General features: G+C 73.1%; 11 protein-coding genes and 1 pseudogene. 5 read left to right on the top strand and 7 right to left on the bottom strand.

What is annotated here, in order from left to right; translation table 11 throughout:
- Positions 1 to 192 (bottom strand): hypothetical protein (locus ACZ4SW_RS08155; RefSeq protein ID WP_468239508.1); only part of this gene is annotated, 192 nt, incomplete at its 3' end.
- Between the two features lie 206 nt (positions 193 to 398).
- Positions 399 to 827: a hypothetical protein gene (locus ACZ4SW_RS08150; protein WP_468239505.1), complete on the bottom strand. Its 429-nt coding sequence runs from the start codon at positions 825 to 827 to the stop codon at positions 399 to 401.
- Positions 828 to 1,094: 267 nt separating this feature from the next.
- On the opposite strand from ACZ4SW_RS08150, the gene ACZ4SW_RS08145 reads away from it, so the two are divergent.
- The 4 genes from ACZ4SW_RS08145 to fxsA all read left to right on the top strand — a co-directional run bounded on the left by ACZ4SW_RS08145 (position 1,095) and on the right by fxsA (position 5,260).
- Positions 1,095 to 1,535: an Lrp/AsnC family transcriptional regulator gene (locus ACZ4SW_RS08145; protein ID WP_103842293.1), complete on the top strand. Its 441-nt coding sequence runs from the start codon at positions 1,095 to 1,097 to the stop codon at positions 1,533 to 1,535.
- Positions 1,536 to 1,582: 47 nt separating this feature from the next.
- Entirely contained in the window at positions 1,583 to 3,199 is a 1,617-nt protein-coding gene (locus ACZ4SW_RS08140) for an amidohydrolase (RefSeq protein ID WP_468239503.1), read from the top strand.
- Between the two features lie 617 nt (positions 3,200 to 3,816).
- On the top strand, positions 3,817 to 4,617 hold the full coding sequence (locus ACZ4SW_RS08135; RefSeq protein WP_468239501.1) for a polyprenol monophosphomannose synthase: 801 nt from the start codon (positions 3,817 to 3,819) through the stop codon (positions 4,615 to 4,617).
- A gap of 73 nt (positions 4,618 to 4,690) precedes the next feature.
- A complete protein-coding gene (gene fxsA / locus ACZ4SW_RS08130; protein WP_468239498.1) occupies positions 4,691 to 5,260 on the top strand; it encodes an FxsA family membrane protein in 570 nt (189 codons plus the stop codon).
- Positions 5,261 to 5,419: 159 nt separating this feature from the next.
- Here the strand turns inward: fxsA and ACZ4SW_RS08125 are convergent, their stop codons facing one another.
- The 4 genes and pseudogenes from ACZ4SW_RS08125 to yczE all read right to left on the bottom strand — a co-directional run bounded on the left by ACZ4SW_RS08125 (position 5,420) and on the right by yczE (position 8,863).
- Entirely contained in the window at positions 5,420 to 5,794 is a 375-nt protein-coding gene (locus ACZ4SW_RS08125) for an RNA polymerase-binding protein RbpA (protein ID WP_003977404.1), read from the bottom strand.
- 267 nt (positions 5,795 to 6,061) lie between these two features.
- Positions 6,062 to 7,408: an MFS transporter gene (locus ACZ4SW_RS08120; protein ID WP_468239496.1), complete on the bottom strand. Its 1,347-nt coding sequence runs from the start codon at positions 7,406 to 7,408 to the stop codon at positions 6,062 to 6,064.
- A gap of 44 nt (positions 7,409 to 7,452) precedes the next feature.
- Positions 7,453 to 8,220 carry a glycerophosphodiester phosphodiesterase gene (locus tag ACZ4SW_RS08115; RefSeq protein ID WP_468239493.1) on the bottom strand — a complete coding sequence of 256 codons (768 nt, stop codon included), beginning with the start codon at positions 8,218 to 8,220 and terminating at the stop codon, positions 7,453 to 7,455.
- Positions 8,217 to 8,863 (bottom strand): annotated as a pseudogene (gene yczE / locus ACZ4SW_RS08110) (membrane protein YczE). The gene ACZ4SW_RS08115 and the pseudogene yczE overlap by 4 nt, the downstream one beginning before the upstream one ends.
- A 142-nt stretch (positions 8,864 to 9,005) precedes the next feature.
- On the opposite strand from yczE, the gene ACZ4SW_RS08105 reads away from it, so the two are divergent.
- Positions 9,006 to 10,505 carry an SCO1417 family PLP biosynthesis transcription factor gene (locus tag ACZ4SW_RS08105; protein ID WP_468239491.1) on the top strand — a complete coding sequence of 500 codons (1,500 nt, stop codon included), beginning with the start codon at positions 9,006 to 9,008 and terminating at the stop codon, positions 10,503 to 10,505.
- Between the two features lie 25 nt (positions 10,506 to 10,530).
- On the opposite strand, the gene ACZ4SW_RS08100 is transcribed toward ACZ4SW_RS08105, so the two are convergent.
- Positions 10,531 to 12,138 (bottom strand): hypothetical protein, encoded by a 1,608-nt coding sequence (locus ACZ4SW_RS08100; RefSeq protein WP_468239489.1) that lies wholly within the window; start codon positions 12,136 to 12,138, stop codon positions 10,531 to 10,533.
- Positions 12,139 to 12,169: the final 31 nt, after the last annotated feature.

Here is a 12,169-nt window from a genome sequence, read left to right as displayed (position 1 = left end):
GGCTGGGGGCACCGCGAGCCGCACCCATCCCGGATCGTGGCGCCCCGGGAGCGTGCACCCGCGGTCGGCCCAGGTGCACATCAGCGCGCGGGAGGTGGGCGGGTCCTGCGGCTGCGGCGGCGGCAGCGCCGCCCCCGGTACCGGAACGAACACCGGCCGCCGGGGCCCGGCCGCCGAATATGTGGGGCTCATGCACGGAGCAACGTCCCGACGCCCGCCGAGGTCACCGGCCCCGCTAATCGAGCGTGAGTTCCGCGGAGCACCATCGGGAAGCGGCCGGTGTCTCCCCGGTCCGACGCACCGGTCCCGCACCTCGGCAAGCCTCGGTGCCAGGGCGCGGGGCGATCACCGGAAGCGGGGCCGCAACGGGCCGGGGAGGAGGTGGCGCTCGCGGCGCGTCAGGCGGCCTGGCGGCGCAACACCGGCACCCGCAGCGGGCGTGAGCCCGGGCCGCCGACGTGCGAGAACGGCTGCGTGCGCCAGTCGAGTCCCTGAGGGAGCGTCAGCAGCAGGGAGGCGTCCTGCTCCTGCGGCTCCACGGACTCGTCCGCGGGGCGCGCCTCGGCCGCCGCGCGGCCCGTGCCCGAGCAGACCGTGAGACCGAACGGGTTCCACGGCGAGGCGCACAGCGCGTGCTCGGGCAGGACCTCCTCGTCCGCCAGGAGCGCGATGGGCTGCGCGCAGTCCGGGCAGATCACCCGGTACATCTCGAAGGTGTCGTACGCGTCGAACTCGTCGTCGACGGGTTCGACGCCCTCCGGCTCGGGCTCGACGACCGGCTGCTGCCGCTTGGGCACGGTACGACCAGGGCGCTTGGGATTCTGCATGGGTTTCTCCCCCTCGGGCTGGGCCGACAAGGCACTGCGGCCTCGACCACAGCAAGCACTTCCCGTCCCGTATCCGGGGTAATCACGAGAGCATCACGAAGCCTGGTCGAGAACTATGGCGTTCGTCACATGCCACTCGCAGGTGCCCGGTACGGCCACGGGTCACCCGGGCGGCTCACAGACCGCTCGCACCAACATCACAAACCGGGTATGACCTGCGCCGCTGAGGTATCCGCGGAGTCAGGGCGCACTGTAGGTTCTAGCGCCATGGAGGAGCTGGACCGACAGATCGTGCAGCTGCTCGTCAAGGACGGGCGGATGAGCTACACCGACCTGGGCAAGGCCACGGGCCTGTCCACGTCGGCCGTGCACCAGCGGGTGCGCCGGCTGGAGCAGCGGGGCGTCATCCGCGGGTACGCCGCCGTCGTCGACCCGGAGGCCGTCGGCCTGCCGCTGACCGCCTTCATCTCGGTGAAGCCGTTCGACCCCAGCGCCCCCGACGACATCGCCGAACGCCTCGCCGGAGTCCCCGAGATCGAGGCCTGCCACAGCGTCGCGGGCGACGAGAACTACATCCTCAAGGTGCGCGTGGCGACGCCGCACGAACTGGAGGAGCTGCTGGCCCGGCTGCGGACCCTCGCGGGCGTCTCGACGCGCACCACCGTGGTCCTGTCCACCCCGTACGAGGCACGGCCGCCCCGGATCTGATCGACCTCCGTGCGGAGCCCGTCGTGCCAGGGGCGACACTGTTGCCCATGAGTGAGCGCACCGCCGAGCCGAAGACCGTCCTCCTGCGCCGCGGAGAGGTCCACAGCCCCGCCGATCCCTTCGCCACCGCGATGGTCGTGGAGGCGGGACACATCGCCTGGGTCGGTTCCGAGGGTGCCGCCGACGCCTTCGCGGGCGGCGCCGACGAGGTGATCGACCTCGACGGCGCCCTCGTCACTCCCGCGTTCACCGACGCGCACGTGCACACCACCGCCACCGGCCTCGCGCTCACCGGTCTCGACCTGTCCGGCGCCCCGTCCCTGCCGGCCGCCCTCGCCCTCGTACGGGACTTCGCCGCCGCCCGGCCGGACGACCGGGTCCTGCTCGGCCACGGCTGGGACGCGGCCCGCTGGCCGGAACGGCGGGCGCCCCGGCGCGAGGAACTCGACGAGGCCACCGGTGGCCGTCCCCTCTATCTCAGCCGCATCGACGTCCACTCGGCCGTCGCCACCACCGCCCTGCTGGACCTGACCCCGCAAGTGCGCGGCACGCCCGGTTTCACGGACGGCGAGCCGCTCACCGGCGAAGCCCACCACGCCGTGCGCGCCGCCGCGTTCGCCGCGGTCACCCCCGCCCAGCGCACCGAGGCCCAGCGCACCGCCCTCGCCCACGCGGCCTCCCTGGGCATCGGCTCGCTCCACGAGTGCGCGGGGCCGGAGATCTCCTCCCAGGACGACTTCACCGGGCTGTTGCGCCTCGCCGCCGAGGAGCCCGGGCCGCGCGTCGTCGGCTACTGGGCCGAGCAGGACGTCACCAAGGCCCGGGAGCTGGGCGCCCTCGGAGCCGCGGGCGACCTCTTCGTCGACGGCGCCCTCGGCTCGCACACCGCCTGTCTGCACCAGCCCTACGCGGACACCGCCCACACCGGCACCGCCTACCTGGACGCCGCCGCGGTCGCCGCACACGTCGTCGCCTGCACCGAGGCCGGGATGCAGGCGGGGTTCCACGCCATCGGCGACGCCGCCGTCACCGCCGTGGTGGAAGGGATGCGCGCCGCCGCCGAGAAGGTGGGCCTGGGCCGGATCCGCGCCGCCCGTCACCGTGTCGAGCACGTCGAGATGCTCACGCCCGAGACCATCGCGGCCTTCGCCGAACTGGGCCTGACCGCCTCGGTCCAGCCCGCCTTCGACGCACTGTGGGGCGGCGAGGACGGCATGTACGCCGAACGCCTCGGCGTCGAACGGGCCCGCACGCTGAACCCGTTCGCGGCGCTGCTGCGCGCCGGCGTCCCGCTGGCGTTCGGCTCGGACAGCCCGGTGACCCCGCTCGACCCGTGGGGTACGGTCCGCGCTGCGGCGTTCCACCGCACGCCGGAACACCGGGTCTCCGTACGTGCCGCGTTCACCGCGCACACGCGCGGCGGCTGGCGGGCGATCGGACGGGACGACGCGGGGGTCCTGGTGCCGGGCGCCCCCGCGGACTATGCCGTGTGGCGCACCGACGCACTCGTCGTCCAGGCCCCCGACGACCGGGTGGCCCGCTGGTCCACCGACCCCCGCTCCGGAACCCCCGGACTGCCCGATCTGACCCCCGGCGCCGACCTTCCCGTCTGCCTGCGCACCGTGGTCGGCGGCCGCACCGTGTACGTACGGCCGGGCGAGTGATCTCCTGGGGTGGCGCTGCGGCGGTCACCGGCCGGGACCCTGTCGCGCGACCTGCGTATCCTCCGCTCCGACCAGGCCGTTCGCCGAAGACCCGCAGGTAGGACCGCTGTTGACAGTGAGCCGAGCGGGGCCGGTAGGTTCGGCCGGGTCCACCACCGAAACCTCCGGCCGGGGAACCTCCGCGCAGTCGCCCGAACGCCGCTGGGTCAGGGATGGTGTGCCGCGCGCCGGCGCATCACCACTGGGAGCCAGGCTCAGCGCCCGCGCCACGGCGAGGGCAACGTTCCGGTCGGTCGGCAGGGTGTGACCCGGGTGGGGCCCGGACGTCCAGTAGACAACGGCTTTCGGTCGATCCGCAGCCAGCGGGTCCCAGGTCGGCCCGAAGGGCGCCGGGCCCCGATCCGCAGTCGGCCGGGTCGTGGCCTCATCGGGCCCGGCTCCGCAACCGTGTGGGCTCCGGTCCGGTCGACCGGGACCCGTCGGCAGTGCGAACGACAGGAAACGGTATCCTTACCCATCTCTTGTGGAATCGACACCCCCATACGAACGTGCTGTCACGATGGCCCATGTGGCGGCCACTATGGTGGACGTCTGCGTACGGATGTGAAGGGGCAGCAGTGAACCACGGCGACGGGACCCTCGGGGCAGGAGCCCAGGGCAGGCAGTTCGGTCCGCTCGGCACCGCCTTGGTGATCATTCCGACCTACAACGAGGCGGAGAACATCAAGACGATCGTCGGCCGAGTGCGGTCGGCGGTGCCCGAGGCGCATGTCCTCGTGGCCGACGACAACAGCCCCGACGGCACAGGCAAGCTCGCGGACGAACTCGCGGCCGACGACGATCACGTCCACGTCATGCACCGCAAGGGCAAGGAAGGGCTGGGCGCCGCGTACCTCGCCGGCTTCCGCTGGGGCCTGGACCACGACTACGGCGTCCTGGTCGAGATGGACGCCGACGGCTCCCACCAGCCGGAGGAGCTGCCGCGGCTGCTGACCGCGCTCAAGAGCGCGGACCTGGTCCTCGGCTCCCGGTGGGTGCCGGGCGGACGGGTCGTGAACTGGCCCAAGTCCCGCGAGTTCCTCTCCCGCGGCGGCAGCACGTACTCGCGTCTGGCGCTCGGACTGTCGCTGCGCGACATCACCGGCGGCTACCGCGCCTTCCGCCGCGAGACCCTCGAGGGCCTCGGCCTCGACGAGGTGGCCTCCCAGGGGTACTGCTTCCAGGTCGACCTGGCGCGCCGCGCGGTCAAGGCCGGCTTCCACGTCGTCGAGGTGCCGATCACGTTCGTCGAGCGGGAGCTCGGCGACTCCAAGATGAGCCGGAACATCGTCGTGGAGGCGCTGTGGCGCGTCACGGCGTGGGGCGCGGAGGAGCGCTTCGGCAAGGTTCTGGGCCGGGGCAGGAAGACGCGTCGGTAGGGGCACGGGCGGGCCACGGGTGCCGCGGAACGCCCTTATCCCGCACTGAGCCGGGTCCGGGCACACTGGGGGCATGACGACTGGCGCTTCGACCTCTCCCCGCACCATGGCCCGGCCCCGCCGCTCCCGGCTGCGCACCTTCCTGCCGCTGGGCATCGCGGCGTGGCTGGTGCTGGAGATCTGGCTGCTGACCGTGGTCGCGGGTGCCACGAGCGGGTTCACGGTGTTCCTGCTGTGGGTCGCCGGCCTGGTGCTCGGCTCCGTGGTCATCAAGCGGGCGGGCCGCCGCGCCTTCCGGAACCTGAACGAGGCGCTGCAGCGGGGCGGGTCCCCGTCGAGGAGCGGCGGCAACGGCCTGATGATGCTCGGCGGCCTCCTGCTGATGCTGCCGGGTCTGATCTCCGACGTGGTGGGCCTGCTGCTCCTGCTCCCACCGGTCCAGAGGGCGGTCGGCCGGTATGCGGAGCGCACGATCGACCGCAAGCTCCGCGAGTCCCCCTACGGTGGACTCGGTGACGCCTTCCAGCAGGCCCGTATCCACCGCCCCGACGGGAAGGTCGTCCAGGGTGAGGTCATCAGGGACGATGCCACGGACCCGTCCACGGGCACGTCCACGGAGCCGCGTCCGCCGCTGACCAGGTGACGGCCTGCCGTGGGGCCGTCGGGGAGCCCCCCGCCCCGGCGCACTCGCCGGATCCCCCGGCACACCGCGCGAACGAAAAAGCGGGCGCCGTACGTCATGCAACGTACGGCGCCCACTGATAACCGGCGCGCGCTGTTCACCGGGCCGCCCCCGGAGGGGCTACGCGGACTTGCGGCTGTCGCGCGGGTGCACCGCGATGTTCATCGCCCCGGACCGCAGAACCGCGAGACGCTCTTCGAGAACCTCTTCGAGCTCCTCACGGGTGCGCCGCTCCATCAGCATGTCCCAGTGCGTACGCGCGGGCTTCGCCTTTTTCTCCTCAGGACCGTCGCCGTCCACCAGGAGCGCCTGGGCACCGCAGACCTTGCACTCCCACTCCGGCGGGATCTCCGCCTCGACCGAGAAGGGCATCTCGAAACGGTGCCCCTTCTCGCATGCGTACTCCACGGCCTGGCGCGGAGCCAGGTCGATGCCGCGGTCCGTCTCGTAGCTGGTCACCACGAGGCGCGTGCCGCGAAGAGCTCGCTCACTCATGAATCGTGCCTCCCGGGCTTGTCGCCCACAGGACAGGTGTCGCTGTCGTCGTCATCCGGTCAACGTCCGGTCGGCGGTAAAGATTCCCGTTCCGAGTCCCGTTCCGGGTCATGCGTCGCCGTCGTAGCCGCCCCTTGTTGTACCCACCGGCGCCCGGTTTGTCACATCTGCTAGCAGATGTCACCCAGCGTTTCGGCTCCTTTGACGCGCAGTAACGGTACGCCTGGCAGGCCAAACGCGTACACTACCGCCCTTTGCCGTCAGACGCTAAATCCTCTCGGGCACCGGATTGCCCGCGTCGCGCACCGCCTGCCGCACCGGCACCCGGGCCAGCAGCACGAACCCGAGGACGAAGAACGCCACCAGAGAGATGATCGCGTCCCGATAGCTGCCCGTGAGCTGGTAGGTGATCCCGAACAGCAGCGGGCCCAGCCAGCTCATGCCGCGGTCGCTCATCTCATAGGCGGAGAAGTACTCGGCCTCCTTGCCGGGCGGGACGAGATGCGAGAACAGCGACCGGGACAGCGCCTGGCTCCCGCCGAGGACCAGCCCGATGCAGGCCGCCAGCGCGAAGAACCCGGCCGGCGCGCCCGCGGGCAGGAAGTAGCCGGCGCCGAGTGTCACCGTCCAGGCGACCAGCGAGCCGAGGACGGTGCGCTGGGTGCCGTACCTCCGGGCCAGCCTGCCCATGCCCAGCGCGCCGCCCACCGCCAGCACCTGGACGAGCAGCACGGCGGCGATCAGTGTGGACTGGCCGAGACCCAGCTCCTGCGAGCCGTACACCGACGCCTGTGAGATCACCGTCTGGATGCCGTCGTTGTAGACGAGGTACGCCAGCAGGAAGGCCAGGGTGAGCGGGGTGCGGCGCATGTCGCGGACCGTGGCGGCCAGTTGCCGCCAGCCGTGCACCGCCGGTGCCGTGGACGTCCTGCGGCGCTCGCGCAGGCGCCTGAGCGGGATCAGCGTGAAGGCGCCCCACCACAGGCCCGCCGAGGCGAGGCAGATGCGGACCGCCGTCGACTCCCGGACGCCGAAGGAGTCGTGGGCCGTGAACAGGACCAGGTTCGAGATCAGGACCAGCGAACCGGCCGCGTAGCCGAAGGCCCAGCCGCGCGAGGACACCGCGTCGCGCTCCTCGGGCGGGGCGATCTGCGGCAGATAGGAGTTGTAGACCACCATCGAGACGGCCACCGACGCGTTCGCGACGATCAGCAGCAGACCGCCGAGCAGATACCGGTCGCCGTCGAGGAAGAACAGGCCCGTCGTGGCCGAGGCGCCCAGGTAGGCGCACAGGGCGAGCAACGGCTTCTTGCGGCCGGTGCGGTCGGCCGCCCCCCCGGCGAGCGGCATCACGAGGATCGCCACGACCACGGAGGCGGAGACGCAGTAGGCGAAGAACGAGCCCGCGCGCACCGGAACGCCCAGCGGATGCACATAACCGTCCGCGTCCGCGGCGGATTTGGCGACCGAGGTGAGGTAGGGCCCGAGGAACACGGTCAGCACGCTCGTCGAATAGACCGAGCACGCCCAGTCGTAGAAGTACCAGCCGCGCTGTTCGCGCCGCCGCTCGGCGGCCTCGTCGCCGGCCTGTGCCCGCACGGTGTCGGTGCCCACCCGTGCCCTCGCTTCCCCGTGGAACGTGATCGTGCGCGGGGCGCTCAGACCCAGGTGCCCCGGTCTTCGAGGACCTTGCGCAGTGTGCCGATGTGATCGGTCATGATGCCATCCACACCCAGGTCGAGGAGCCGGTGCATGCGCTCGGGCTCGTTGATCGTCCACACGTGCACCTGCAGCCCGAGCGCGTGGGCGGTGCGTACGAAGCGGTGGTCGACCACGGGGACGCCCGAGTGGGACTCCGGCACCTGGGCGGCGACCGCCGAGCGGCGCAGTGCCGCCGGGATTCCCCAGGAGCGCAGCCTGAGGCCCAGCACACCGCGCGTGCCGTACGACGTCGCCAGGCGCGGCCCGGCCAGGCGCTGGGCGCGCGCGACGCGGGCCTCGGAGAACGAGCCGACGCAGACGCGGTCCCAGGAGTCGGTGCGCTCGATCAGGTCCAGCAGGGGCCGCAGCGCGGGCTCCGCCTTGACGTCCACGTTCCAGCGCACATCGGGCAACTCCTCCAGCGCCTCCTCGAAGAGGGGCACCGGCTCACTGCCCGCCACGCGCGCGTGGCGCACGTCCGCCCAGGGCAGGTCGGCGATCCGGCCCGCACCGTCGGTCACCCGGTCCAGGGTCGCGTCGTGGAACGCCACCAGCTTCCCGTCGGCCGTCGCGTGCACGTCCGTCTCGATGTAGCGGTAGCCCGCCGCCACCGCCCGGCGGAACTGCGCCATGGTGTTCTCCAGCCCCTGGGCCGCTCCGCCCCGGTGGGCGAAGGGGATCGGACCGGGATGGTCGAGGTACGGGTGGCGTATGAGGGTGGTCACCGACGCAGTATCGCGCGCTCCGGTTGCCCGGCGGCAACGACCGTACTGCGCCCCGATGCCGCGGGGACGGCGAACACACGCAGGAAGAACTGGGCGAGCGGCCCGATGGACAGCGCGTACACGGCGGTGCCGATTCCGACGGTGCCCCCGAGGGCGAAGCCGGTCGCGACGACGGTGATCTCCACGGCGGTGCGGATCAGCCGGATCGAGCGGCCCGTGCGCCGGTGCAGTCCGGTCATCAGGCCGTCGCGCGGTCCGGGACCGAAGTCGGGGAGATGTACAGGCCGGTCGCCACGCCGTTCAGTACCACGCCCGCGACCAGCAGGGGCACGCGCACGGTCAGGGCGCGCACCTCGGGGAGCACGGCCAGGGTGGCGTCCATGGCGAAACCGATCACCAGGACGTTGGACACGGTGCCGAGTCCCGGGCGCTGCCTCAGCGGGATCCACAACAGCAGGACGGTCGCGCCCACGATCGTCAGCACCACGCCCATGCTGAGCCCGGTGAGTGCGGACAGACCCTGGTGCAGGACGTTCCAGGGCTCCAGGCCGAGACCCGCCCTCACCAGGAGGGCGGAGCTCGCGCCGTAGAGCGCCAGACCGGCGTAGAGCTGGAACAGCCGCCGCCCGTGACGGTTCTTCATGGACGTGTCAATCGACGGGTCGCCCGGCGAGTCGGCAGACAAAACGTGCCCCCCTGTGGTGGTAGTGGCCTGACGCATGTCACTCTGTGGCTTGGAAAGAGATGTCATCCATGGCCAATTCCGGGAAGGTGGACTGGGAATCATGGCGCAGTGGACCTCGGCGGTGGGTGCGGCACAGCTCGCCCGGCTGCTCACCTCCCAGCAGGACCGCCCCGCGGGCCCCGGCAGCCGCCGCCCGCCGGCCTACCGGGCGCTCGCGGACGGCATCCGCCTGCTCGTCCTGGAAGGCCGGGTACCGGTCGCGGCCCGGCTGCCCGCCGAGCGGGAGCTCGCGCTCGCCCTGTCGGTGAGCCGTACGACGGTCGCGGCCGCCTACGAGGCGCTGCGCACCGAGGGGTTCCTGGAGTCCCGCCGCGGAGCGGGCAGCTGGACCGCCGTGCCGGCCGGGAACCCGCTGCCGGCCCGCGGCCTGGAACCGCTGCCGCCCGAGGCGCTCGGCTCGATGATCGACCTGGGCTGTGCCGCGCTGCCCGCGCCCGAGCCCTGGCTGACCCGCGCCGTGCAGGGTGCCCTGGAGGAGCTGCCGCCGTACGCGCACACGCACGGCGACTACCCGGCGGGCCTGCCCGCGCTGCGCTCCATGCTCGCCGACCGCTACACGGCGCGCGGCATCCCGACCATGCCCGAGCAGATCATGGTGACCACCGGCGCCATGGGCGCGATCGACGCGATCTGCCATCTGTTCGCCGGGCGCGGCGAGCGCATCGCCGTCGAGTCGCCGTCGTACGCCAACATCCTCCAGCTGATGCGGGAGGCGGGCGCCCGGCTGGTCCCCGTCGCCATGGCCGAGGGGCTCGGCGGCTGGGACCTGGACCGCTGGCGCCAGGTGCTGCGGGAGGCCGCGCCCAGGCTCGCCTACGTCGTCGCCGACTTCCACAATCCGACGGGCGCGCTCGCCGACGAGGACCAGCGCCGCCGCCTGGTGGAGTCGGCCCGCTCCGCCGGGACGGTCCTGGTCGTCGACGAGACGATGAGCGAGCTGTATCTGGAGGAGGGGCTCGAGATGCCGCGCCCCGTGAGCACCTTCGACCCGGCGGGCTCGACCGTCATCACCGTCGGCTCGGCGAGCAAGGCGTTCTGGGCGGGCATGCGCATCGGGTGGGTGCGGGCCGCCCCCGATGTCGTCCGCAGCCTGGTCGCGGCCCGCGCCTACGCCGATCTGGGCACTCCGGTCCTCGAGCAGCTCGCCGTGAACTGGCTGCTGAGCACGGGCGGTTGGGAGCAGGCGGTGGACCTGCGGCGCGCCCAGGCCCGCGAGAACCGGGACGCTTTGGTCGCCGCGGTGCGCAAGGAGCTGCCGACGTGGGAGTTCTCGGTGCCTCGGGGGGGCCTGACGCTGTGGGTGCGCACCGGCGGCCTGTCGGGGTCCCGTCTCGCGGAGGCCGGGGAACGGGTCGGCGTCCGGGTGCCTTCGGGGCCGCGCTTCGGGGTGGACGGCGCGTTCGAGGGCTATGTGCGGCTGCCGTTCACGGTGGGCGGCGCGGTGGCGGAGGAGGCGGCGGTCCGGCTGGCGGCCGCGGCCCGCCTGGTCGAGACGGGCGCGTCCGGGCCGGCGGAGGCGCCGCGCACGTTCGTGGCCTGACCGGGAGCCGGGACGGGTCTCCCGATCAGCCCTCCACGGCCAGCGCCTCCGTCGGGAGGGACTCGACGGGGGCGCTGCGGCCGGCCGGCTCGCCGCGGCCGGCCGATGCGCTGGGGGCGGCCGGTTCGCTGCGGCGGGGCAGCAGGCCGAGGACCGCCTGCCGGTGCTGCTCGTCGGCGGTGTCGTCGTACGGGTCCGGGGTGGCCGGTACCTGGAGGCGGTGGACCGGGCCCGAGCCCAGTCGGGCGTAGCCGCGGCCGGGCGGCACGTCCTTCAGGGGCGTGGTGTGCGGCGGGGCGCCGAGCACCGCCTCCAGCTCCTCGGGGGCCGCCGGACCGAGTGCCACGCGCGCGCGGGTGTGCTGCAGGACCGCGTCGGACAAGCCGTCCAGGGCGTCGAACTGCTCGGCGACCACCACCGTGACGTTCGCCGCGCGGCCGTGCCGCAGCGGGACCTGCAGCAGCGCCTGGGGATCGGCACGGCCGTCGGCGGCGGCGAGGTGCCCGAGGGCGGTCGGCCGGTCCAGCAGAATCCACAGCGGGCGTCTGACGTCGTCCGGCGGCGGGTGCCCGGCCTGCCGCGCGCGGTTCGCCGCGATCAGCCGCCGCTCCGTCTCATGGGTCGCCCACTCCAGGCTCGCCGCGGCCCCCGCCAGCCCGGACTCCACCGCCAGCACCCCGTCCCGGCCCGTCAGGAACGTGTACTCCCCGGCGCCGCCGCCCTCGACGAGCAGGATGTCCCCGTACTGCAGCGCCTGCAGGGCGAGGGAGCGTACCAGCGTCGTCGTACCGCTGCCGGGTGTGCCGGCGATCAGCAGGTGCGGCTCGGTGCACCGCGGGCCCGTGCGCCACAGCACCGGAGGCACGTCGCGCTGCTCCTCCCCATGGGTGAGGGGGAGCGTGCGCTGGACGCCGGTGGGGTCGGTGAAGCCGAGGACCGTCTCGCCCGGTGCGGTCACGAAGTGCTGCGCGGCGATGTCGGTGGGCAGGGGAGGCAGCACGGTGACCGTCAGTTCGTTGTCCTCCTCGTCCCACGCGAAGTGGTACTCGCGGCCCCGGCCCGACTTGGCGTGCACGACCTGCTCGATCCGGGCCCGTGATGCCGGCTCGCCGTCGGTGAAGTGGGCGGGGTACCGGATGAGGAGGCGGGAGACGCGGCCGGTGTCGTCGAACTCGCAGGCGGAGAACGCCCCGGTGAAGTCCCCGCCGTGCGCGTACAGCGGAGCCGGGTCCTCGGCGGCCGAGAAGTAGGGGACCAGAGCCTCGTAGAGGCTGCGCAGCCGCTGGGTCTGCGCGGGGTCCGGGCCGGGGGGTGCCGTCGGCCGGCTGTCACGGCCCGTCCAGGCCGATGCCGCCATCAGTGTGATGGCGGCGAGCAGCGGCCCGTACGGCAACAGCGCCACGACCAGGATCACCGAGGTCACCAGGAAGAGCAGCGGTCCGCGCCCGTCCTTCGGCGTGTCCGCCCACTTGCGCCGCGCGGCCGCGGCCAGCCGGCGCAGGCCGCGCGTGATGGTGATCAGCGGGTGGAGGACGTCGGTGGCGCCGCCGGCCGCCGCCCGCGCCAGCTCGCGGCCGCGGGCGATGCGGTCGCCGCCGTTGCTCAGAATGCGGGGGAGGGGACGCCGAGCCACGTCGTTCTCCTGAGGGTGTGTGCGGACGGGG

The sequence above is a fragment of the Streptomyces sp. NPDC028331 genome (genome assembly GCF_055565775.1).
This window is presented reverse-complemented; position numbering and strand designations above follow the sequence as displayed.

What these genes read in the sequence shown, in the direction of transcription:
- ACZ4SW_RS08150 (WP_468239505.1), bottom strand. Translation starts at nt 827, where the DNA reads ATGCAGAATCCCAAGCGCCCTGGTCGTACCGTGCCCAAGCGGCAGCAG.
- ACZ4SW_RS08145 (WP_103842293.1), top strand. Translation starts at nt 1,095, where the DNA reads ATGGAGGAGCTGGACCGACAGATCGTGCAGCTGCTCGTCAAGGACGGG.
- ACZ4SW_RS08140 (WP_468239503.1), top strand. Translation starts at nt 1,583, where the DNA reads ATGAGTGAGCGCACCGCCGAGCCGAAGACCGTCCTCCTGCGCCGCGGA.
- fxsA (WP_468239498.1), top strand. Translation starts at nt 4,691, where the DNA reads ATGACGACTGGCGCTTCGACCTCTCCCCGCACCATGGCCCGGCCCCGC.
- ACZ4SW_RS08125 (WP_003977404.1), bottom strand. Translation starts at nt 5,794, where the DNA reads ATGAGTGAGCGAGCTCTTCGCGGCACGCGCCTCGTGGTGACCAGCTAC.
- ACZ4SW_RS08105 (WP_468239491.1), top strand. Translation starts at nt 9,006, where the DNA reads ATGGCGCAGTGGACCTCGGCGGTGGGTGCGGCACAGCTCGCCCGGCTG.